Source organism: Flavobacterium sp. HJSW_4, from assembly GCF_042436695.1.
Taxonomy (GTDB): Bacteria; Bacteroidota; Bacteroidia; order Flavobacteriales; family Flavobacteriaceae; genus Flavobacterium.
Map to the genome: position 1 here is coordinate 1 of NZ_JBHNPP010000041.1, position 21,667 is coordinate 21,667.

Sequence of the window (21,667 nt, forward strand, 5' to 3'; positions counted from 1 at the left end):
GTGACCCGACTGGGGCTCGAACCCAGGACCCCATCATTAAAAGTGATGTGCTCTACCGACTGAGCTATCGAGTCATTTAATTTCTTGAATGCGGGTGCAAATATAAGGAGTTTTTTTTGAAGTTTCCAAGCTATTTTATCATAAATTTGTCTTTTTTTTGGAAAAGTTTCCAAATGCTTAGTTTATAAGGTTTTATTAATATGAAAAAAATTGTGTTATTAGGTTATATGGGCTGCGGAAAGTCTACTATTGCCCAAAATTTGTCAAAAATTACAAATATTCCGTTCTTAGATTTAGATAAATGCATCGAAGAAAGAGCAAATTTATCCATAAATGAGATTTTTGAGAAGCATGGAGAAGTCTATTTTCGAAAATTAGAACACCAAATGTTCGTCGAATTGCTAGAATCTTCAGAAAATAATATTATCGGATTGGGAGGAGGGACTCCATGTTACGCAAATAATCATGAATTATTAAAAGGAGACGATGTTACCTCTATATATTTAAAAGCGTCAATTGATACCTTATATAGTAGATTGGTTCATAACAAAAGTAAACGTCCTTTGATTGCTAATATGAATGAGGAAGAAATGAGGGAGTTTATCGCGAAACATTTATTCGACAGAAGTTTTTATTACAATCAAGCAAAACATAAAGTTTCGGTAGATGATAAATCTGTCGAAGAAACGGTTCAGGATATTTTAGAAATATTAGCTTAAAGAAGCATAATCGCCGTTTTCTGAATTGAAAACAACTTGAACATGCTCTAATAAAGAAGTAGAAAGCGAAATTCCTTTGAAATCTGCTTTTACTGGATATTTTTTATGATTTCGGTCAACAAGTACTGCTGTTTTGAATTTTTTAAGAGGAACGTCTAAGAAATGACGAACAGCATAGATTAATGTGGTTCCTGAGTTCAAGACATCATCAACTAGAACTAATCCTTTGTTTTTGTATTCTTCAGGGCTTAATGAAGTTTGTATCGCTTCTTGCGGATTTTGTTTGTTTACTTTCACTTCGCAAATAGAAACCTTTAAGGTAGAAATGCTGCTAAGTGCCGAAGCAATTTTTTCGGCAAAAACAAATCCGTTAGAAGCAATTCCTGCAATAACGACTTCTTCTTCGTTTACAAAAGTCTCGTAAATTTGATAAGCGATACGTTTTATTTTATGATCGATTTCCTGATTGGTTAAGATTATATTGCTGCTCATAATGTATTTTTTTGCTAAGGTAATTAATTTAGAATCCAATATTAAAAATCCAAATTCCAATTTTGAGAAAGAAAGTCCCAATCTTAGAATTTGGAATTTAGATTTTAGAATTTAATTCTCATCGTGATCTTCATCCTCGTCATTAAAATCATCTCCATAATCGTCAATATCTCTTCGGTCTTTTTTAGTCGGACGCCCTGCGCCAGTTCTTCTAGAATGTTCTTTAGATAGTTTTAGCATTTCTAAATGTGCGAAAGCTTCTGGTGGGGTTTCGTTTTTTTGATAAATATCTACCAATTTTGCTCCAACACGATTTTGCGGAATGTCTAAAACCGTTATAATTTGTGTAATTTGATCTTTTCTAAAGGTAATTTTATCAGTAGGAAACACCTCTTTTGAAGGTTTTGCAACCTGCCCGTTTACGGTGATTTGATTCTTTTTGCAAGCCTCTGTAACCATGTTTCTAGTCTTGTAATAACGAACGCACCACAAGTATTTATCTATTCTCATAATTTTTCTAAAATCCAAGTTAAATTCTTTACAAAAATAAATCAATATTGTATCTTGCGCACCTAAAAAAATGATAATAATGAATAAATTTAAATATTATTTTGTTTTATTACTTGCAGGTATTGCTATTGTTTCTTGTAGTAAAAAAGATGATGATGATGTAGTGGTTGTTCCTTTAAGGGATTATGCAGAACAGTATAAAGCAGATAAAGATTCGATTGAACAATATTTAAAGACTAATTTTATTGAAGAGGTTACAGCAGATTTTGATGTTAAAATTTCAAAAATCCCTACTGGAGGAACTCAAACTTCTATCTGGGATCAAACGGAATATCCTCTACAGCATAGAGATGTTTATAGTCATGACGTAACTTATAGAGTTTATTATTTGAAATTAAGAGAAGGTTCTGGAGATAAGCCATGTAATTTTGATGCAATTAAGGCTTCTTATGTAGGTAATTTTTTAAATAATAAGCAATTTGATAGTTCATATGGATTAGCAGCTGATTTAGATTTGAATATTTACGCGGCGAGACCTACAATTGATGGTTGGGGAGAAATAATGCCTCAATTTAGAACCGGAATTAAAAATGCTCCGAATGATGATGGAACTATTACTTACAGTGATTATGGAGCAGGAGTAATGTTCTTGCCTTCAGGTTTAGGTTATTACGGAAATCCGCCAGAGGGGATTCCTTCTTATACGTGTTTGGTTTTTAGCTTTAAATTGCTTGCCTTAAAACGATCTGATCTTGAGTATAGTACTTCTTCGCAAGCAACAGTAGGTGATGGTGTGCCATCTTATTTAGAAGATATTAATGGTGATGGTTATTTGTATGACCAAAGAGATACTGCAAGATATCCTAATTTGCCTAAAGAATTAATAGACGATACTGATGGAGACGGAATTCCTGATTTTATGGATTTTGATGATGATGGAGATGGTTATACAACTAGATTTGAGATTGAAAAACCAGTAGGTGCTCCAGTAACAGGTATTAGTTTGTACTATCCTTTTGATCCAATTGGAGATAATCCTGATACGCCAAATGTAGATGAAACGGAGATTTGGGGTATTCCAAGAAGACCAACAGGGGAGCTTGCAGATCCTTCTAAGCCAGAGTCTATAACGAATTCTAGAAAATATGTTCCTGAAGATTATACAACGCCAGGACGATTAAGAATTCACCTTGATAAATCATATCCTTATCAAAAGAACTAAAAGTTTAATATAAAAAGAAAGCCTCGGAATTTACATTTCGAGGCTTTCTTTTTTATGCTTGTTTGTTTTTTTTGAATATTGAAATAAAGATGTTTGCATTTATCGTTCTAAATAAAAGCAATATGTCTTGAATAGATTTTAAAAATTGAGCAATAAAAAAGCCTCGAAATATACATTTCGAGGCTTTTTTTATAAGTAAGAAAACTTAAAATTATTTTCTTTTGATAACTCTTTCTACAGCTTCAACAATCGCTTGATTGTTTAATTTGTATTTCTCCATTAATTGCTCTGGAGTTCCAGATTCTCCGAAACTATCATTAACAGCTACAAATTCTTGTGGAGTTGGTTGGTGTAATGCTAATACTCCAGAAACACTTTCTCCAAGACCTCCAAGATAGTTGTGCTCTTCTGCAGTAACTACACATTTAGTTTTAGTAACTGATTTTAAAATAGCGTCTTTATCAAGAGGTTTAATAGTATGGATGTTGATTACTTCAGCAGAAATTCCTTTTTCTTCCAATTTTTCAGCAGCAATAAGCGCTTCCCAAACTAAGTGTCCTGTTGCGATAATAGTTACATCTGTTCCTTCGTTTAACATAATTGCTTTCCCAATTACGAAAGGCTCGTCAGCAGGAGTGAAGTTAGGCACAACTGGACGTCCGAAACGTAAATAAGCTGGACCGTGGTGGTCTGCTAATGCTAAAGTTGCAGCTTTAGTTTGATTGTAATCGCAAGTATTGATTACAGTCATTCCTGGTAACATTTTCATTAAACCAATATCTTCTAAGATTTGGTGAGTTGCTCCGTCTTCTCCTAAAGTTAAACCAGCGTGAGAAGCACAGATTTTTACGTTTTTGTCTGAGTAAGCAACAGATTGACGAATTTGATCGTAAACTCTTCCTGTAGAGAAGTTAGCGAAAGTTCCTGTAAAAGGAATTTTTCCACCAATTGTTAAACCTGCAGCGATTCCGATCATGTTAGCTTCAGCGATTCCGATTTGGAAAAAACGCTCTGGGTGATTTTTTTTGAATTCATCAAATTTTAATGAACCAATTAAGTCAGCACATAATGCTACAACATTTTCGTTTTTTTGACCTAATTCAGTCATTCCCGCTCCAAAACCTGAACGAGTATCTTTACTTCCTGTATTTTCGTGTTTTTTCATTTTTTATTTTTTGAGATGCTAAGTTCTAAGTGACTAATTTTCTAAACTGAAAATGGAACACTGGTACTGAGCACTTTTTTAATAGTCAACTTGATCTTTAGAGTAGTTTTGAGCTAATGCATTTTCTAATTGCTCATTGTTTGGAGCTTTACCATGCCAAGCGTGTGTGTGCATCATAAAGTCTACACCATTACCCATCTCAGTATATAATAAAATACAAACTGGTTTTCCTTTTCCTGTTCTTGATTTAGCATCAGTCAATCCAGCGATGATAGCATCGATGTTATTTCCTTCTTTAATTTCTAAAACATCCCAGTCAAAAGCTTCGAATTTTGCGCGAAGGCTTCCCATTGCTAAAACTTCGTCAGTTGTTCCGTCAATTTGTTTTCCGTTTACGTCAACTGTTGCGATTAAGTTGTCTACTTTTTTTGCAGATGCGTACATAATTGCTTCCCAGTTTTGACCTTCTTGCAATTCTCCGTCTCCGTGTAAAGTATAAATTAAGTGATTGTCACCGTTTAATTTTTTAGCTTGCGCTGCTCCAAGAGCTACAGATAAACCTTGTCCTAATGAACCAGATGCAATACGTACTCCAGGTAAGCCTTCGTGAGTTGTTGGGTGTCCTTGTAAACGAGAATCTAGTAATCTAAAAGTTGCAAGTTCTGAAATAGGGAAATATCCGCTACGTGCTAAGACGCTATAAAATACTGGTGAGATATGACCATTTGAAAGGAAAAATAAATCTTCTCCAATTCCATTCATATCAAAACCTTCTTTGCGGTCCATTATGTTTTGATATAGTGTTACCAAAAATTCAGTACAACCTAAAGAACCACCTGGGTGTCCAGAGTTTACAGCATGTACCATTCTAAGAATATCTCTTCTTACTTGGATCGTTAAATCGCTTAATTGTTGTGTGTTAGGCTTCATTTTATATGTAAAGGTTAAACTGTAGCAAAAGTAAACGTTATTTTGCGGGGAGACAAATCATTTTTTGCTTTAGTTTTACAGCAATTGTTAAATTTCGCAAGTTTTTTTACATTATGAAAAAAAATATAACGCAAGTTTTGCTTTTTAAATTTTTATAAGTGTGTTTTTTACAGTTTTAATTTAAAAAATAAAAAAATCCTGCAAATGCAAGATTTTTAAGTTTTTGGATGAAAGAGAAATTTTATTCGGAATCGCTTTCACTATAATAATTGTTTTCTTCGTCTTCTGAACCGATTTCTTCTTGTTCATCGTCTAGTTCGGCGCCAGGAATATCTAAATCATTTCCGATTTTGTCACTATTCTGTTTCCATTCGTGATTGTTCTGATTAATGATTCGCTCTCCCGAAATTTCTTCAGGATTGATGTCTTCGAGTTTATTATCTTGATTGTAAATATCTTCATTTGCTGGATAATCCATGTTTTCAAGATTTCTTTCGATTTGGTCATCTTTGATTTGATCTAATTTTTCATCTGCGTTTATCATGATTTCTAAGACTTTAATTGTTGATATTGTTTTATGATTTTAAAGTTACAAAATCAGTGCGTTTATGATATTATATTTTAAAGGATAGAAATTGCAGTTTTTACATTTTATACTTACAACGACGTTTGCGTTAGGGATAGGAACGGCATCCTTTTGCGACATGAAAAAGTTCTAAATTGAAAACTAAACTTACTGGAGCAAAAGATATAGTGGATAGCCTGGTCCGCCGCGGCGGAGAACGCCCAAATGAATCAATTTCAAATGCGAAAATCCAAATTCTAAAACATAGAATCTGAAATTAAGAAAAGATTAGCTAATTTTCTAATTGACAAATTTTCTAATTCATAAAATTTCCCTGAAATTAAACTATCTTTGCGCTCTGAAAAAAGAAACAGATGAAGTTTGATTTATTACAAAAAGATCCGCAGTCTAAGGCAAGAGCGGGTAGTATTACAACAGATCACGGAGTTATAGAAACTCCTATTTTTATGCCAGTTGGTACTGTTGCTTCTGTAAAAGGAGTACATCAGCGTGAACTTAAAGAAGAGATTAATCCGGATATTATTCTTGGAAATACGTATCATTTGTATCTGCGTCCACAGACCGAAATTCTTGAAAAAGCTGGTGGATTGCATAAATTCATGAACTGGGATCGTAATATTTTAACCGATTCTGGAGGATATCAAGTATATTCTCTTTCTTCAAACAGAAAAATTAAGGAAGAAGGGGTGAAGTTTAAATCGCATATTGACGGTTCTTACCACTTTTTTACACCAGAAAATGTAATGGAAATTCAGCGTACAATTGGTGCTGATATCATTATGGCTTTTGACGAGTGTACGCCTTATCCTTGCGATTACCGCTACGCACAGCGTTCGATGCACATGACGCACCGTTGGTTGGATCGTTGTATTAATCATTTAGAAAAAGTTCCTTATAAATACGGTTACGAACAAACGTTTTTTCCGATTGTTCAAGGAAGTACGTATAAAGATTTGCGTCGCCAGTCGGCTGAATATATTGCAAATGCTGGGCAGCAAGGAAATGCAATCGGTGGACTTTCTGTTGGTGAGCCAGCTGAAGAAATGTACGCAATGACTGAAGTAGTTTGCGAAATTCTTCCAGAAGATAAACCTCGTTATTTAATGGGCGTTGGAACTCCGATAAATATTTTAGAAAATATTGCGTTAGGAATTGATATGTTCGATTGCGTTATGCCAACGCGTAATGCAAGAAACGGAATGTTGTTTACAGCAAACGGAACAATCAATATCAAAAATAAAAAGTGGGAAGCAGATTTTTCTCCAATTGATGAAATGGGGCATACTTTTGTGGATACAGAATATTCAAAAGCATATTTGCGTCACTTATTTGCAGCGAATGAATATTTAGGAAAACAAATTGCAACCATTCATAATCTTGGTTTTTATATGTGGTTGGTTCGTGAAGCAAGAAAACATATCTTAGCCGGAGATTTTAGACCATGGAAAGAAATGATGGTTAAAAATATGAGTCAAAGACTTTAAAAGAGTGATAAATTATGAGTTATGAATTATAAGTTAGCTTATAAGATTTCATTTTCATTAACTCATAATTTATAATTCATAATTCATAATTTAATATGTTGTCGATAATAGATAAATACATTTTAAAAAGATACCTCGGAACATTTTCTGTGATGCTTCTTTTATTTGCGCCAATCGGAATCGTAATTGACGTTTCTGAAAAGGTAAATAAAATGCTTGAAAACAAGATTCCGTTTGGAGATATTGCTTTCTATTATTACAATTTCACGATTTACTTTATTAATTCGCTGTTTCCGATATTCTTGTTTTTATCGGTGATTTGGTTTACTTCAAAACTGGCGAACAATACAGAAATTATTGCGATTTTAAGTTCTGGTATTTCATATACGCGTTTCTTGCGTCCTTATATTATTGGTGCAACAATCGTTTCGATTTTTGTATTGCTGATGGGATTTTTTATTGTTCCTGCAGCGAGTGAAGGCTACAATAATTTTAGATATACCTATCTGAAAGGAAACGGAAAGGAACTCATGCGAGGTGAAAATACGAATGTTTTCAGACAGATTAACGATCATGATTTCATTTTTGTAAACAGCTTTAACGAAGAATCTAAAACAGCTTTCAACTTTTCTTTAGAACATTTTGAAAAAGAAAAATTGACTTATAAAATTACCGCAAGCCGTATCAAATGGGATCCTAAAAAGAAGATTTACGTTTTATACGATTATACTAAAAGAACGGTTGGAGAATTGAATGATGTTATTGAAAAATCTCCTGAAAAAAATGTTCCTTTTAAATTTGAATTGGCCGATTTAACGCCAGTAGTTTATATTGCTGAAACGCTGACTTTAGGCAAACTGATTGATTTTATTGAAAAAGAAAGAAAAAGAGGTTCAGGAAACATTAATACCTATTTGGTTGTTCTTTATAAAAAATACAGTATTCCTGTTTCAGCATTTATTTTGACGATTATTGCGGTTTCGGTTTCTTCTATGAAACGCCGTGGCGGAATGGGAATGAACCTTGCGATTGGAATTGCAATTGCGTTTTCATTTGTATTCTTTGACAAAATCTTTGGTACACTTGCCGAAAAATCTACATTTTCACCTTTATTAGCTGTTTGGTTCCCGAATATTGTTTTCGGAATTTTAGCAGTTTACTTATTACGTAATGCGAAACGATAATTTAAAAAGTTATTTAAATCTTCACTTAATTGTTTTTATCTGGGGTTTTACGGCCATTCTGGGCGCTTTAATTACTATTGATGCCGATAATCTGGTTTGGTATAGAATGCTAATTGCCATGATTTTTCTTGGCGGATTTATTGCATTTAAAAAACAATCGTTTCAAGTTCCGATAAAAGAATTTTTTAAATTGATTTTTGTCGGATTATTGATTGCCTTGCATTGGATTTTCTTCTTCAAAGCAATTCATGTTTCCAACGTTTCTATTACGCTTTCCATATTCTCATTAGGAGCATTTTTTGCTTCATTATTAGAACCCTTGTTTTATGGAAGAAAAGTACTTTGGTACGAAGTTTTCTTTGGGCTAATAATTATTGCAGGTTTAGGATTGATTCTTCAAGTTGAAATAAAATACCTTACAGGCGTTTATTATGCTTTGGCAGCCATCATTTTAGGAGTTTTATTTACCTTAATGAATGGAAAACTAATTTCAGATCACGAACCTTCAGTCATTACATTTTATGAATTTGGAGCAGGTGTTTTCTTCATCACGATTTATTTTTTATTTCAAGGAAAATTCACAGCAGATTTCTTCGAATTGTCTTTAAATAACTGGGTTTTATTATTGATTTTGGCTTCAATCTGTACAGCTTATGCGTTTACAGCTTCTGTAAAAGTGATGCAGCGATTAACGCCTTATACAGTAATGTTAACCACTAATTTAGAGCCAGTTTATGGGATTGTTTTGGCCTATTTTATCTTGGGAGGAAAAGAAAAAATGAGTGTTGAGTTTTACATCGGAGCTGTTATAATTATCATCACAGTTATTCTAAACGGTGTTTTCAAACATTATCAGAACAAGAAAGAAAACTTGTAATAGTTTACTTATTTTTAAATTGCATTTTTATACTTTAAATAACAATTAACTTCGCCAATGATATAATATTTTTATATTTGCGGTTCGATTTACAAACAAAATTCAAAAATCCATGGAATATTTAGATTTTGAGCTTCCAATTAAAGAACTTGAAGACCAGTTAGAAAAGTGCGTTATTATTGGAAAAGAATCTGACGTTGACGTAACGCCAACGTGCAAGGAAATCAACAAGAAATTAGAGCAGACTAAGAAAGATATATACAAAAACCTTACGGCTTGGCAGAGGGTACAATTGTCAAGACACCCAAATAGACCTTATACTTTAGACTATATCAAAGCAATTTGCGGAGATACTTTCTTAGAACTTCATGGAGACAGAGGTTTTAAAGACGATAAAGCGATGGTTGGTGGTCTTGGTAAAATAAACGGACAGTCGTTTATGATTGTTGGTCAGCAAAAAGGATATAATACTAAAACACGTCAGTATCGTAATTTTGGTATGGCAAATCCAGAAGGATACCGTAAAGCTTTGCGTTTGATGAAAATGGCTGAGAAATTCGGAATTCCAGTTCTTACTTTAGTAGACACTCCGGGTGCATACCCAGGACTTGAAGCTGAGGAAAGAGGTCAAGGAGAAGCTATTGCTAGAAATATTTTCGAAATGGTTCGTTTGCAAGTGCCAATCATCACGATTATTGTTGGTGAAGGTGCTTCTGGTGGAGCATTAGGAATTGGTGTTGGTGACAAAGTTTATATGTTAGAAAACACTTGGTACTCTGTAATTTCTCCAGAATCTTGCTCTTCTATTTTATGGAAAAGCTGGGAGTATAAAGAGCGTGCAGCAGAAGCTTTAAAATTAACTTCTTCTGACATGAAAAAACAAAAATTAGTTGATGATGTTATTCCAGAACCATTAGGAGGAGCGCACTATGATCGTGAAACTACTTTCAAAACGGTAGCAGAATACATCACTAAAGGATACAATGAATTGAAAGACTTATCAACAGCTGACTTAATTGCCCAGAGAATGGACAAATACAGTAATATGGGCGAGTATAAAGAGTAAATTCATATTTAATGATTAAAAATCCGAAGCCCTGCGGTTTCGGATTTTTTTTTGGTTATGAACAAAAAAATAAAATTTATAAACAACTAATAGTTATAACTCGATAGTAGAATTTTTTTAAATTTTGCTACTTTCGCTATATGGAAAATTTCAAAAACTTAAACCCTGTTAAGGTCGACAAAACCACCATTATCAATTTAGAAAAAGGAAAATTGCCACCGCAAGCTGTTGAATTAGAAGAGGCTGTGCTTGGTGCAATGATGATTGATAAAAAAGGGGTAGATGATGTAATTGATATTTTGCAGCCCGATGCGTTTTACAAAGATGCACACAAACATATTTTTGAAGCGATTTTACAACTTTTTACCGAAACGCAGCCAATCGATATTTTAACCGTTTCGACTCAGTTAAAGAAAAACGGAAAATTAGATATTGCTGGTGGAGATTTTTATTTGATTCAGCTTACGCAGAAAATTGCGTCTTCGGCCCATATCGAATTTCACTCTCGTATCATTCTTCAAAAATTCATTCAAAGAAGTTTGATTAGAATTTCTTCTGAAATTATTGAAGAATCGTATGATGAAAGCGCAGACGTTTTTGATTTATTAGATAAAGCCGAATCTAAATTATACGAGGTAACACAAGGAAATATCAAACGTAGTTCTGAAACCGCACAAAGTTTAGTTTTACAAGCTAAAAAGAAAATTGAAGAGATCTCTAAAAAAGAGGGATTGAGTGGTGTAGAAACTGGTTTTCATAACTTGGATAAGCTTACTTCTGGATGGCAGCCGAGTGATTTAATTATTATTGCAGCCAGACCTGCGATGGGAAAAACGGCATTCGTACTTTCTATGGCCAGAAATATTGCTATCCAATATGGTCACGGAGTAGCTTTATTCTCTCTGGAGATGGCATCTGTTCAGTTAATTACCAGGTTGATTTCTTCTGAAACAGGATTGTCTTCAGAAAAACTGCGTACAGGTAAATTAGAGGCTCATGAATGGACAATGTTGAGTACTAAAGTGAAAGATTTAGAGAAAGCTCCTTTGTTTATTGATGATACTCCTTCACTTTCTATTTTCGATTTAAGAGCAAAATGCCGTCGTTTAGCGTCGCAACATGGTATTAAAATCATCATTATTGATTATTTGCAGTTGATGACTGCAGGAGGAAATGCTAAAGGAGGAGGAAATCGTGAGCAGGAAATTTCGACAATTTCCCGAAACTTAAAAGCTTTGGCAAAAGAGCTTAACGTTCCGGTTATTGCACTTTCTCAGTTATCGCGTGCCGTTGAGACGCGTGGATCAAGTAAAAGACCTTTACTTTCGGATCTTCGTGAATCTGGAGCGATTGAGCAGGATGCCGATATCGTTTCGTTCTTATACCGACCAGAATATTATAAAATTGAGGAATGGGATGATGAAGAGGCTTCGCCAACTGCTGGTCAGGCTGAAATTATGATCGCAAAACACCGTAACGGGGGTATTGAAAATATTCGTTTGAAATTTTTAGGGCACTTAGGAAAATTTGACAATCTTGATGAATTTACGGGAAGTTATGATGATTTGCCGTCAAAAATGAATCATGATGATAATCCGTTTGTTACTAATAATCTCCCTTCAGCTAATGAAGCTTTCGGAAGTAATTTAAATGATGACGATGACGACAGCGATGTTCCATTCTAAAAAAAATAAAAAGCCTTAAATTATTAAGGTTTTTTTTATGTTTTGAAGTTAATCTTCTCATAAAAAATCAGTAGTTTAGCTAAACCAATTATAAACTATTAAATTTTTTTTTAATTATTAACCATTAACAATTTAAATTATGAATGAAGAAACTTTTCCGGGACCTATCCAGATTTCGGCAACAACTGCAAAAGCGTGGGAAAAAAGATATCACGATGATACCACTATTGAAGACTCTAAGAAAAAATTAAAAGCTTTCTTAATACCAAGAGAAAGTTTAGAGAAAGTATTAAAACTTGAGACAGAAGCTGTTTGGGCTTATCTGGGTATAAACGATCAAAATGAAAAAACATTAGTTTTTGTTGGTGCAGAATACGATAAAGAAACTAAGAAATGGGTTAATGTATATGGAACAGGAGATGGTGTAGGAGGCGGTGAAGGAGCTGAAGAAATAGCATACGATGGTACTAGACCAAGCCCTCCTTTTTGATTTTTTAATTTATTATCTCAAAAATGGCTGATTTTTTAATTTACTCAGGTTATTTGATTTTATTAATTAATCTAATATTATACTCCATTAGCTTTTTCCGTAAGGAAAAAGTTAATGGTTTTTTTGTTACCTATTTATTTTTTGCATTTTCAATGCAGATTTCAATGGAGTTGCTCTATCACTTACATTTTAATAATTTATTTTTAGTTAATATTTTTATCATAGGTCAAATGATTTTATTAGGCCTTTTTTATAATTCATTGATAAAAGTTAAACGCCAAAAAATATTTGTAAAAAGTATTTTATTGATAGGAATATTAATTTTTTGCGTTCAATTTCTTATTGAACCAGCGGAGTTTTTAAAATTTAATTTATTTGCTATTACTTTAACTTCTTTGTTTTGTGTCATTTTTGGCCTGTTACATTTCTACAACATGCTTACAGAAAATAAAGTTTATTATTATATAACAATTGCGGTTATTTTTTTTATGCTCGGATCTACTGTTTTATATTTAATTGGAAACTTAACCTTAACATTAAGCTTGGACGTTAAATACTTTTCGTGGAAATTAAATGCTTTTTTATTTTTAGTATATCAATTAGTTATATTATATGAATGGAAGGTAAGTTTTTATAAAAACGCTATAGAAAGCTAATTTGTTTTACTAAAAAATAGATTATGAACACCAATTCAATCTCTGAAAAAGAATTAGTTACTATCATATTGTATATCTCTTTGTTTTTTATAATTGTTGCAATCGCATTAATTATATTCTTTTATTTTTCTAGAAAAAAAATCATTCAGAAAGAATTAGAGAAAATAGATTTAATACTTCGATATCAAAAGGAACAATTGCATGCTATTATTGTGACTCAAGAAGAAGAACGTAAAAGAATTGCACAAGATCTTCATGATGATATTAGTTCAAAATTAAATATTGTTTCCTTAAACAGTCACTTGCTCACAGCACCAAATCTTACGGAATCAGAAACTGCTGAAATTACAGAAAACATAATCAACTTAACTACCAAAGCTTTAGAAAATTCTAGAAAGATTGCTCATAATTTGTTGCCGCCAGTTTTTGAAAAGTTTGGCTTGCATGCAGGTGTTGAAGAGTTATGCGGTGAGTTTGAAAGCAGTAAATCGGTTAAAACGCATTACAAAAACGAAATTGACTTTGATGATAAAGACATAGATCGACATTTACACGTTTTCAGAATCTTGCAAGAACTCATGAACAATTCAATCCGTCATGGAAAAGCATCAGAAATATGGATTTCTTTTGCCAATAAAGAAGGAATAAAGACTTGCGATTATGAAGATAACGGTGTTGGTTTTGATAGTTCAAATTCGGAAAATCAGAAAGGTTTAGGAATGAAGAATATTGATAGCCGAATATCGTTTTTGGAAGGAACAATAGAAATTAACTCTGAAATTAATAAAGGAATTGCTGTAAATTTTACTTTTTAGACTTGATTTAACAATTTTATTAAGGTTTTTGGTCAATAAAACTAGGGTATTTAGACTTTTTCTAAATCATATTTTGTAATTTCGATAAACCAAATTAAACGACCAAAATCTAATAAGATGAATGCTCCTATTAAAATTGCTCTAGTAGATGATGAAATTTTGTTTCGAAAAGGAATTTCTTTTTTACTGCAGAGAGAAGAAAATATTGATGTTATTTTTGAGGCATCAAATGGTGATGAACTCATTTCTCAATTGCACGAAAGAGAAATTAAGCCCGATATAATCATAATGGACTTAAAGATGCCAGTCTTAAATGGAGTAGAAGCTACTAAAATTATTAGAAAGCTATTTCCTGATATTAAGATTATTGCATTGACAAGCTACGACACCAAATCTTTTATTGCAAATATGATTCAGGTCGGAGCTGTTGCCTACTTAATTAAAAATACGACTCCAAAAGATTTAATTCATACAATCAACGAAGTAGCAAAAAAAGGATTCTATTATAATGAAAATGTTTTAAAAACAATTCAAGAAACAATAGTTTCTCCTAAAAATACAAGAGGTGGCTTAGAAACTAATTTCCTTTCACCTCGTGAGATTGAAATTCTACAATTAATTTGTCAGCAGAAAACTACGGCAGAGATTGCAGAACATCTTTTTTTAAGTCCCAGAACAATCGAAGGACATAGAAATAATTTATTGCTTAAAACAGAATCACGAAACATCGCTGGTTTGGTTGTTTATGCTATCCAAAATGAATTGGCAGTTTTAACGCTTTAAAGTATTATGCTGTCAAAAACTGAATTGACAATACATAATACAATATAATTGTTATCACTAGGACACATAAACCTATTTTCTGAATCATATTCAGACCCTTTTGTTGGTTATTACTTTCATTAAACTTCATAGTTGGTTATTTTTGCAGCGATTAGTTTTATGAACCTGGGAAAGCAAATTTATATAGAATATCTTATCGTAGTACAGGTGTTTTTACCTGTTTTTTAGTGGTTTAAAATCATCTTTTTTTTGCGTTTTTTTTTATTTAACATTCTATTGTGTCAGAAAAGGTTCTTAGGGTTCTTTTTTTGCCAGTGCCTTTTATATCTTTACTAAAATAATTTTCTGATGAATAAGAGTTTATTCTACATTTTTATACTATTAGTGACATTTAATGCAAGGGCTTCGTTTATCTTACTTCCGATGGATGAATCGACGCAGCAAAATCATTTAAAGGCGTACGGCATTACTTATTGGTGTTTAAGTAGAGATTATAAAGCAAGTTGGCTTTTAAATTATCGTGGTGGTTCGTTTTTACTTCCTGATGCTGATGAAATTAGAAAAGAATGCAAAATAAGAGGAGTTAGTTTTGAAGTAATTTCAGATAGCGAGCAGGCCTCTATTTTAAATGAAATTTCGAGTCCTTCTCAAAATATGGAATCTGTTATTTTAGAAAAAGCGCCAAAAATTGCTGTTTATACCCCAAAAGGGAAACAGCCTTGGGATGATGCTGTAACTTTGGTTCTAACGTATGCCGAAATTCCATTTACGCCAATTTATGATGAAGAAGTTTTAAGCGATCAGTTGCTCATGTACGATTGGCTTCACTTGCATCACGAAGATTTTACTGGACAATACGGAAAGTTTTACGCAGCTTATAAAAATACACCTTGGTATATTGACCAAAAAAGAGATGCCGAAGCTTTGGCAGCAAAACTTGGATATGAAAAAGTATCTCAGGAAAAAGGAGCAGTTGCAAAAAAAATTAGAGATTTTGTTATTGGAGGTGGTTTTATGTTTGCTATGTGCTCAGCAACAGATAGTTTTGATATCGCACTTGCTGCTGATGGAGTAGATATTTGTGAAACTATGTTTGACGGAGATCCTAGTGAATCTAATTATCAATCAAAATTAAATTATAATAATTCTTTTGCTTTCAAGAATTTTACTTTAGAAAGAAGACCAGAAGTCTATGAGTTTTCGGATATTGATATGACGACTAAAAGACGCGTAGTAATGGACAAAGATTATTTTACATTAATGGAATTTTCTGCAAAATGGGACCCAATTCCGAGTATGCTATGTCAAAATCATACGCAGTTAGTAAAAGGTTTTATGGGGCAGACCACTTCATTTGATACTTCATTAATAAAATCGAATATTTTGATTATGGGAACTTGCGAATTAAATGGCGAGTCACGATATATTCATGGAGAAAAAGGGAAGGGGATGTTTACTTTTTTTGGAGGACATGACCCAGAAGATTTTCAACATCAGGTTGGAGATCCACCAACGGTTTTAGATTTGCACCCTAATTCGCCTGGTTATAGGCTGATTTTAAATAATGTTTTATTTCCTGCGGCGAGAAAAAAGAAACTTAAAACCTAAAATTAGTTTAGCGAAAATTCAAACCAAATCGGAATATGGTCTGATATTTTTCTTGCATTTTGGAGAGAATCAAAGTCTTCGTAAAATTTAATAATTCCAGAATTGCGAATTTGTGTGTTTGAAGTCTTATAAAAGATATTGTCAAACTCTGATGCAAGGCAAATGTTGTTTTTGCATTTTTGTTTAAGAGTTGTTTTTTGGTTCTTCAATACAGAAGCATATCCCATTTTTTTTAATGGATTAAAAACAGTGTGTTTTTCAGGACAGTTAAAATCACCTAAAAAGACTAGATTTAAATCAGGATATTCGTTGGGTAAAAATTTGAAATATTTGATTTCGGTTTCAGGCTGCTTTTTTTGTGTTATTGCATGAAAATTGACAAGAGTGATTGTCTTTTTTTTGATTTCAAATGTAGCAAAATAGGGCTCGCGATCAATTTCTAAACTAAATTTTTTCTCAAGCCAAGGTTTATTTTTTAATTTGGCTTTATTAGTTTTCCAAATAAATGCGTAGCGTTCCGTTTTATAACTGCTGCCCGAAGTAGGATCACTTACTTTATAGTCCCACTTATTTCCCTTCTGATTAAGTAATTCTGCAAGTTTTGCCACAGCTTGAGCGCCTCCGTTTCCGGCAACAACTTCTTGAATGGCAATTATATCGTAATTAGAAACGGTTTTGGCGATATAATTTAAATGTATAGCAGATTTAGATTTTCCAAAATTCTGTAAATTCCATGATAGGATTTTGGTTTGCGCAAAAGATAAAAGTGTAAATAATAATAAGAGAAGGCTGAGAATTTTTTTCATGTAAAATGGAGTGAAACTAAGATATGAATCTTCTTTTCATGCAATAATTAAGCCTTTCTTAAAATTAATTAATGTTTTTTGTATCGATTTTTTAGTGCCGTTCCGATAATTATAATTTGCAATACTAATAATGCAGGAATAAATATTATTTTCCAATCAATTTCTAGCCAGCCAGTTTTTTCAGAAATAACAGCGAAACTCATTGATAGAAAGAGGCAAAGTAACATTGTTTTCATAACTATTCTATTTTGTGTAGTATTAATTCGGGAAAATATAATACTAGCTTTACTTTTTGGTTTCATTACTCGTTAGTAGATTATCACAAATTTAGCGGTATAAAAAGTGTAATCCTTACGGAAACCCGTAAAGTGGCGTAAAAATTACACTAACCCAAAATCTTTTGCAATGGCAATCAAATGGACATTATTGTTAGCCTTAAAGTAAATTTTTAGTTTATTTATTCTTTTTTCGATACTACTTGTTCCGTTTGGTGTTATAGATAAATCTTTAAACTCTTTAGAAATGCTTTCTAAAATATATCCTTGAGACAAAAGTTTTAAAATTGAAATATCATATGACTCAATTTCGATTAATGCTTTATCATTAAAATTAAATGACAAATCTGATGAAAGTATTTTTTCTTCGTTGTTAAATGTACTTTCAATAGCATTTCTAAGTTCGGTAATACTATTTCTGCCTTTAGTTACATAAGCATTAATGCCTAGTTCATTAAAAAGAGTTTTAATTCTGTAGCTTTTGTCTTCTATAGAAAAAACAATTTTTTTAATTTTTGGCTGAACTTTGTTGATAGCATCTATAAGTTCGTCACCACTACTTAAATCTACTTTTCTATGATCAGATTTGAAAGATAAATCGGTAATCAATAAATCGTAAGGTTCTTTATCAGCCAATGCCTTTTTTGCTTTAAGCAAGCCTTCGTCACAATACTTCACATGATGAATTACGGGAACTTCTAACTCTTCAAGTACTTGAACAACTGCAATGCTAATGCTATCTAGATCTTCGGCAACTAAAACTTTTTTGAACATATAGTGTGTCTTATATTGGAAATTTGAAACTTATTTTAAAACTATTTTCTGATTCTGTGTCAAAATTAAGAGTTCCTTTTATTGTTTTAATACGGTTTTCCACATTTTGTAGTCTTTTTTGTAAAATAGTATATTCAGAATTTATTTTTGTGCCATTATCAACATACATTATCAGGATGTTTTTTTCGTCTTTTTTAAACGTTATACTTACTAATGACGGGTTGTTCAGCGTTTTCATCTGATCGAGAATTTCTTGAAGAACTCGGAAAACAGTAATTTTTTTCACACGTTCAATTTTATCCCATGAAAACGAATTTAAACCATTTACTAAGATATTTAAGTTAGGAGAAATGTATTCTGAAATCATTTCTTTAAGCTCATTTGTATAATTTTTGTCGGTTTGAATGGCACTATTTTCTCTTGAAATACTTCTAGTTTTCGAATATATGCGATTCAGCTTATTGAGAAATTGTTCTTTATTTTCTAAGTCTTCAAGATTTTTGCTTTCGGCAAATGATAAAGTTTCATGAATGTCTTTCTCAAGTTCATTGTCCAGTTTATTAGAAATTCTGATTTCGTTTTTAAATACGGCATCATTTTTTTCTCTTTTTCCTTTTCTAGTCATATAAAAAACTAGAAAAAAGAACATAAAAGCGGTAATAGATAGAACAACATACGATATAAAACTTCTGTTTTTTTGTCTTTGTATTTCTAGTTCGCGCTCTGCTTTTTGAGTTTTTAGTTCTAAGTTTTCGTCTTTATCTTTTTTAAAATTGTATTTGATATCAGAAAATTGATTTTTTTGTTTCAATTGTGCGGTATTGATGCTATCTATAAATGAGATATACATTTCAGAATATTTTTTCAATTCATTTCCCGTAGTACTTTGCGTCAAGAAACTCAAACAATATTTTTTATCTGCAAAAAAATTAACTTCAGAAGCTTTTTTGTATCCCAATTTGGCATATTTAGCAGCTAATTGAGGATTACTTTTTAAATAATATTCGGAAAGTACAGTATAACTAGTTGAAATGTCATCTCGATCATTTAGCTGAAGTCTTATTTTTAGTACCTTTTCGTAAATGTTCAGCGCTTTTGGATTTTTTAAGTTATAATAACATATGCCCAAGTTGTTTAGCTCTACGCAATAAGTCAGTAATACCATGCGATCAGCCATATCTGTTTTGAGATTTTTACCTGAATATCCGTCTGTCGTAACTTTCTCAAATATATAAGCTGCAGCTTTATACCTTTTTTGCTTCATGTAAACAATTCCTATACAATTTATAATGCGCCATTTTCTGGATGCACTAGTTTTTAGGTGCAATGCTTTTCTATAGTAATAAAGGGCTCTTTCTGGATTATCTGTTTTAAAGTAATTATATCCTTGAATAAAATAAGTGTACCAAGCAAATCTTGTTTTCTTCATATATTTTAAGTGAGGCAAAACTTGGACAACCATTTCTTCACTTTGTATATAATCGCCATGGTATTGATAAATTAAGGCTAGACCAATTAAGGCATCAACATAATCAATTCTATCTTTTACAGGATCGGCAATAGATATTATTTTTTTGTAAATAGGATAGGAATTTTTATAATCAGAATTGTCAAAATAGCGATCACCAATTGTTGTCAGTCTTTTAACTTCAGCTGTGTTGTCGGTTTTTTTTACAATTGCCGGTTTTTCCTTTTCGCAAGAAGTGAAAAGGGCAAGTAAAAAGAACGCCGAAATTAAAAATTTAACTAAAGAAGTAATTTTCATTTGATGACTTTGTGATTTTATAATGGCAGTTTAATGAAAATTCTAAATCTCTCGTTTTGATTTGAAGAAATTTCTAAAAATCCTTTTACAGATTTAAGGCGATTTTCAATATTTGTAAATATCTTATTTAGGTTTACACTACGATCTTGAAATTCAGTTCCATTATTAGTATAAGTTATTAAGATGTTTTTTTCCTCCTTTTTAAATGTGATGCTGGCCAATGAAGCATTATTTATTATTTTGTTCTGATCGAAAATTTCTTGTAATACACGAAAAACCGTGATTTTTTTTACTCGGTCAATTTTAGCCCACGAAAAAGAATTTAAACCATTTACTAAAATGTTTAAATCTTGAGAAATGTATTCTGAAATCATTTCTTTGAGTTCATTCGTATAATTTTCATCGGTCTGAATGGCACTATTTTCTCTTGAAATACTCCTAGTTTTTGAATATATGCGATTCAAGTTATTGAGAAAATGCTCTTTATTTTCGGAGTTTTCAAGGTTTTTGTTGTTAACAAATGATAAAGTTTCATGAATATCTTTTTCAAGTTCATTCTCCAATTTATTAGAAATCCGAATTTCGTTTTTAAATACAGCTTCATTTTTCTCCTTTCTACCTTTTCTTTTCATATAAAAAACTAAAAAAATGACCGCACAGAAAACGATAAACAATATAATAAAAGACATAAAACTTCTGTTTTTTTGTCTTTGTACTTCTAATTCATGTTCTGCTTTTTCATTTTTTAACTCTAAGTTTTCTTCTTTATCTTTTTTAAAATTGTATTTGATGCCAGAAAATTGATTTTTGTAAATTTTTCTGACATCATAAATACTATCAATTAGATTGATATATATATGAGAATATTTTTTTAAAGATTTGCCTTCGCTCAAACTTATTAATGTTGCTAAGCAATGGGTTTTTAAGCTTGCAGCTTTTCCTCTTGTGGAGTAATAATAAGCTTTTTCTGCGTAAAATTTAGCGCGTTTAAAGTTTTTGTTTTTTTTATGGTAATCTGCAAGAATGTTGTAAGCCCCAATTAACTCATAATAATCATTTAGTGGGAGAATTATTTCCAAACTTTTTTCTAGGCAACCTAGAGCTTTAGGGTTTTTGGTCTGCATATAACAATATCCCAAATTGTTAAGTAAAAGAGAATAATGATTTATAGTTCTAGTAGAATCTGTATCATGTTTTACTTTTTCCTGAAGTAGTGTTTCAAATATTTGTATAGCTTCCTTATATTTTTTTTGGTTCAAATATAAAATTCCTATGTCTGCTGTTATAACTGATTTTTTGAAAGGTTTTTCAGCCAGTTTTAGCGCTTTTTGATGATACAAAAGAGCATTCTTATAATCATAATTTGCAGAGTAATTGTAAGCGGTAATTGAATAAACGTTGTATTTGAATTTTGGTTTGGATGTTTTTTTTAGATAAGTTAGCGTTTTTGTAATTTCTTCTTCACTTCCATAAAAATCACCATTATTTTGTAAAATATTTGCTTTAAGTGTTAATGCATAAACATAATCATCTACATACTGTTCAATAGGTTTGCATAATGAGATAGATTTGTCAAAACAATAAATCGCGCTATCATTTTTAAATGTATCAAAATAATATGAACCTTTATCTATTAATCTTTTTATTTCAACTGTGTTGTCAATATTTTGTGTTATAATTTTCTTTCTCTTTTCGCACGAAGTTATAAGAGAAAATAAAATGGACAGCAGGAATAAAATTTTTATAAAAGAAGAAATATTCATTTGAAAATCTTG

At 31.8% G+C, this 21,667-nt stretch carries 22 protein-coding genes and 1 tRNA gene; 12 read left to right on the plus strand and 11 right to left on the minus strand.

The window, feature by feature from the left end; genetic code table 11:
* Position 1 precedes the first annotated feature (1 nt).
* Positions 2-74 (minus strand) — tRNA-Lys (locus tag ACE01P_RS22340).
* A 126-nt stretch (positions 75-200) separates the two neighbouring features.
* Here ACE01P_RS22340 and ACE01P_RS22345 point away from each other — a divergent pair.
* On the plus strand, positions 201-719 hold the full coding sequence (locus tag ACE01P_RS22345) for a shikimate kinase (protein WP_379701265.1): 519 nt from the start codon (positions 201-203) through the stop codon (positions 717-719).
* Here the strand turns inward: ACE01P_RS22345 and ACE01P_RS22350 are convergent.
* Positions 711-1,211: a phosphoribosyltransferase domain-containing protein gene (locus ACE01P_RS22350; protein WP_379701266.1), complete on the minus strand. Its 501-nt coding sequence runs from the start codon at positions 1,209-1,211 to the stop codon at positions 711-713. The genes ACE01P_RS22345 and ACE01P_RS22350 overlap by 9 nt on opposite strands.
* Positions 1,212-1,322: 111 nt before the next feature.
* Complete coding sequence (locus tag ACE01P_RS22355) at positions 1,323-1,721, minus strand: RNA-binding S4 domain-containing protein (RefSeq protein ID WP_379701267.1); 399 nt, start codon at positions 1,719-1,721, stop codon at positions 1,323-1,325.
* Between the two features lie 79 nt (positions 1,722-1,800).
* Here ACE01P_RS22355 and ACE01P_RS22360 point away from each other — a divergent pair, with 79 nt between their 5' ends.
* Positions 1,801-2,943 carry an FKBP-type peptidyl-prolyl cis-trans isomerase gene (locus tag ACE01P_RS22360; protein ID WP_379701268.1) on the plus strand — a complete coding sequence of 381 codons (1,143 nt, stop codon included), beginning with the start codon at positions 1,801-1,803 and terminating at the stop codon, positions 2,941-2,943.
* 211 nt (positions 2,944-3,154) lie between these two features.
* Here ACE01P_RS22360 and ACE01P_RS22365 read toward each other — a convergent pair whose 3' ends face one another.
* The 3 genes from ACE01P_RS22365 to ACE01P_RS22375 form a co-directional block, all read right to left on the minus strand.
* On the minus strand, positions 3,155-4,108 hold the full coding sequence (locus ACE01P_RS22365; RefSeq protein WP_379701269.1) for a transketolase family protein: 954 nt from the start codon (positions 4,106-4,108) through the stop codon (positions 3,155-3,157).
* A 78-nt stretch (positions 4,109-4,186) separates the two neighbouring features.
* The gene (locus ACE01P_RS22370; protein ID WP_379701270.1) at positions 4,187-5,038 is read right to left on the minus strand and encodes a transketolase; all 852 of its coding nucleotides are present in this window, start codon (positions 5,036-5,038) and stop codon (positions 4,187-4,189) included.
* A 241-nt stretch (positions 5,039-5,279) separates the two neighbouring features.
* A complete protein-coding gene (locus tag ACE01P_RS22375) occupies positions 5,280-5,582 on the minus strand; it encodes a hypothetical protein (protein WP_379701271.1) in 303 nt (100 codons plus the stop codon).
* A 395-nt stretch (positions 5,583-5,977) separates the two neighbouring features.
* On the opposite strand from ACE01P_RS22375, the gene tgt reads away from it, so the two are divergent.
* The 10 genes from tgt (at position 5,978) to ACE01P_RS22425 (ending at position 16,272) form a co-directional block, all read left to right on the plus strand.
* Positions 5,978-7,108 carry a tRNA guanosine(34) transglycosylase Tgt gene (gene tgt / locus ACE01P_RS22380; protein ID WP_026727521.1) on the plus strand — a complete coding sequence of 377 codons (1,131 nt, stop codon included), beginning with the start codon at positions 5,978-5,980 and terminating at the stop codon, positions 7,106-7,108.
* Between the two features lie 95 nt (positions 7,109-7,203).
* Entirely contained in the window at positions 7,204-8,292 is a 1,089-nt protein-coding gene (locus ACE01P_RS22385) for an LptF/LptG family permease (RefSeq protein WP_379701272.1), read from the plus strand.
* Positions 8,279-9,169 (plus strand): DMT family transporter, encoded by an 891-nt coding sequence (locus ACE01P_RS22390; protein WP_379701273.1) that lies wholly within the window; start codon positions 8,279-8,281, stop codon positions 9,167-9,169. The genes ACE01P_RS22385 and ACE01P_RS22390 overlap by 14 nt, the downstream gene beginning before the upstream one ends.
* A gap of 112 nt (positions 9,170-9,281) precedes the next feature.
* On the plus strand, positions 9,282-10,235 hold the full coding sequence (locus tag ACE01P_RS22395; RefSeq protein WP_379701274.1) for an acetyl-CoA carboxylase carboxyltransferase subunit alpha: 954 nt from the start codon (positions 9,282-9,284) through the stop codon (positions 10,233-10,235).
* Positions 10,236-10,375: 140 nt separating this feature from the next.
* Positions 10,376-11,920: a replicative DNA helicase gene (dnaB, locus tag ACE01P_RS22400; RefSeq protein WP_379701275.1), complete on the plus strand. Its 1,545-nt coding sequence runs from the start codon at positions 10,376-10,378 to the stop codon at positions 11,918-11,920.
* A 139-nt stretch (positions 11,921-12,059) separates the two neighbouring features.
* Complete coding sequence (locus ACE01P_RS22405) at positions 12,060-12,410, plus strand: hypothetical protein (protein ID WP_379701276.1); 351 nt, start codon at positions 12,060-12,062, stop codon at positions 12,408-12,410.
* A 23-nt stretch (positions 12,411-12,433) separates the two neighbouring features.
* Positions 12,434-13,066: a hypothetical protein gene (locus ACE01P_RS22410; protein ID WP_379701277.1), complete on the plus strand. Its 633-nt coding sequence runs from the start codon at positions 12,434-12,436 to the stop codon at positions 13,064-13,066.
* A gap of 23 nt (positions 13,067-13,089) precedes the next feature.
* Positions 13,090-13,881, plus strand: a complete 792-nt coding sequence (locus ACE01P_RS22415) for a sensor histidine kinase (RefSeq protein ID WP_379701278.1) — start codon at positions 13,090-13,092, stop codon at positions 13,879-13,881.
* A gap of 117 nt (positions 13,882-13,998) precedes the next feature.
* On the plus strand, positions 13,999-14,664 hold the full coding sequence (locus ACE01P_RS22420; RefSeq protein WP_379701280.1) for a response regulator: 666 nt from the start codon (positions 13,999-14,001) through the stop codon (positions 14,662-14,664).
* Between the two features lie 348 nt (positions 14,665-15,012).
* Positions 15,013-16,272 carry an asparagine synthetase B gene (locus tag ACE01P_RS22425; protein ID WP_379701281.1) on the plus strand — a complete coding sequence of 420 codons (1,260 nt, stop codon included), beginning with the start codon at positions 15,013-15,015 and terminating at the stop codon, positions 16,270-16,272.
* A 2-nt stretch (positions 16,273-16,274) separates the two neighbouring features.
* Here ACE01P_RS22425 and ACE01P_RS22430 read toward each other — a convergent pair whose 3' ends face one another.
* From ACE01P_RS22430 to ACE01P_RS22450, 5 genes are all read right to left on the minus strand, one after another.
* Positions 16,275-17,078: an endonuclease/exonuclease/phosphatase family protein gene (locus ACE01P_RS22430; RefSeq protein WP_379701283.1), complete on the minus strand. Its 804-nt coding sequence runs from the start codon at positions 17,076-17,078 to the stop codon at positions 16,275-16,277.
* 68 nt (positions 17,079-17,146) lie between these two features.
* Positions 17,147-17,314: a hypothetical protein gene (locus ACE01P_RS22435; protein WP_379701285.1), complete on the minus strand. Its 168-nt coding sequence runs from the start codon at positions 17,312-17,314 to the stop codon at positions 17,147-17,149.
* 144 nt (positions 17,315-17,458) lie between these two features.
* On the minus strand, positions 17,459-18,127 hold the full coding sequence (locus ACE01P_RS22440) for a response regulator (protein ID WP_379701287.1): 669 nt from the start codon (positions 18,125-18,127) through the stop codon (positions 17,459-17,461).
* Positions 18,128-18,137: 10 nt separating this feature from the next.
* Positions 18,138-19,892, minus strand: coding sequence for a hypothetical protein (locus tag ACE01P_RS22445; protein ID WP_379701289.1), 1,755 nt, complete (start codon positions 19,890-19,892; stop codon positions 18,138-18,140).
* A 17-nt stretch (positions 19,893-19,909) separates the two neighbouring features.
* The gene (locus ACE01P_RS22450) at positions 19,910-21,655 is read right to left on the minus strand and encodes a hypothetical protein (protein WP_379701290.1); all 1,746 of its coding nucleotides are present in this window, start codon (positions 21,653-21,655) and stop codon (positions 19,910-19,912) included.
* Between the last annotated feature and the right edge of the window lie 12 nt (positions 21,656-21,667).

Coding starts and splice junctions, on each gene's coding strand:
- ACE01P_RS22415 (WP_379701278.1), top strand. CDS start 13,090: ATGAACACCAATTCAATCTCTGAAAAAGAATTAGTTACTATCATATTG.
- ACE01P_RS22360 (WP_379701268.1), top strand. CDS start 1,801: ATGAATAAATTTAAATATTATTTTGTTTTATTACTTGCAGGTATTGCT.
- ACE01P_RS22390 (WP_379701273.1), top strand. CDS start 8,279: ATGCGAAACGATAATTTAAAAAGTTATTTAAATCTTCACTTAATTGTT.
- ACE01P_RS22435 (WP_379701285.1), bottom strand. CDS start 17,314: ATGAAAACAATGTTACTTTGCCTCTTTCTATCAATGAGTTTCGCTGTT.
- ACE01P_RS22375 (WP_379701271.1), bottom strand. CDS start 5,582: ATGATAAACGCAGATGAAAAATTAGATCAAATCAAAGATGACCAAATC.
- ACE01P_RS22385 (WP_379701272.1), top strand. CDS start 7,204: ATGTTGTCGATAATAGATAAATACATTTTAAAAAGATACCTCGGAACA.
- ACE01P_RS22420 (WP_379701280.1), top strand. CDS start 13,999: ATGAATGCTCCTATTAAAATTGCTCTAGTAGATGATGAAATTTTGTTT.
- ACE01P_RS22405 (WP_379701276.1), top strand. CDS start 12,060: ATGAATGAAGAAACTTTTCCGGGACCTATCCAGATTTCGGCAACAACT.
- ACE01P_RS22450 (WP_379701290.1), bottom strand. CDS start 21,655: ATGAATATTTCTTCTTTTATAAAAATTTTATTCCTGCTGTCCATTTTA.
- ACE01P_RS22445 (WP_379701289.1), bottom strand. CDS start 19,892: ATGAAAATTACTTCTTTAGTTAAATTTTTAATTTCGGCGTTCTTTTTA.
- ACE01P_RS22355 (WP_379701267.1), bottom strand. CDS start 1,721: ATGAGAATAGATAAATACTTGTGGTGCGTTCGTTATTACAAGACTAGA.
- ACE01P_RS22430 (WP_379701283.1), bottom strand. CDS start 17,078: ATGAAAAAAATTCTCAGCCTTCTCTTATTATTATTTACACTTTTATCT.
- dnaB (WP_379701275.1), top strand. CDS start 10,376: ATGGAAAATTTCAAAAACTTAAACCCTGTTAAGGTCGACAAAACCACC.
- ACE01P_RS22425 (WP_379701281.1), top strand. CDS start 15,013: ATGAATAAGAGTTTATTCTACATTTTTATACTATTAGTGACATTTAAT.
- tgt (WP_026727521.1), top strand. CDS start 5,978: ATGAAGTTTGATTTATTACAAAAAGATCCGCAGTCTAAGGCAAGAGCG.
- ACE01P_RS22410 (WP_379701277.1), top strand. CDS start 12,434: ATGGCTGATTTTTTAATTTACTCAGGTTATTTGATTTTATTAATTAAT.
- ACE01P_RS22440 (WP_379701287.1), bottom strand. CDS start 18,127: ATGTTCAAAAAAGTTTTAGTTGCCGAAGATCTAGATAGCATTAGCATT.
- ACE01P_RS22345 (WP_379701265.1), top strand. CDS start 201: ATGAAAAAAATTGTGTTATTAGGTTATATGGGCTGCGGAAAGTCTACT.
- ACE01P_RS22370 (WP_379701270.1), bottom strand. CDS start 5,038: ATGAAGCCTAACACACAACAATTAAGCGATTTAACGATCCAAGTAAGA.
- ACE01P_RS22365 (WP_379701269.1), bottom strand. CDS start 4,108: ATGAAAAAACACGAAAATACAGGAAGTAAAGATACTCGTTCAGGTTTT.
- ACE01P_RS22350 (WP_379701266.1), bottom strand. CDS start 1,211: ATGAGCAGCAATATAATCTTAACCAATCAGGAAATCGATCATAAAATA.
- ACE01P_RS22395 (WP_379701274.1), top strand. CDS start 9,282: ATGGAATATTTAGATTTTGAGCTTCCAATTAAAGAACTTGAAGACCAG.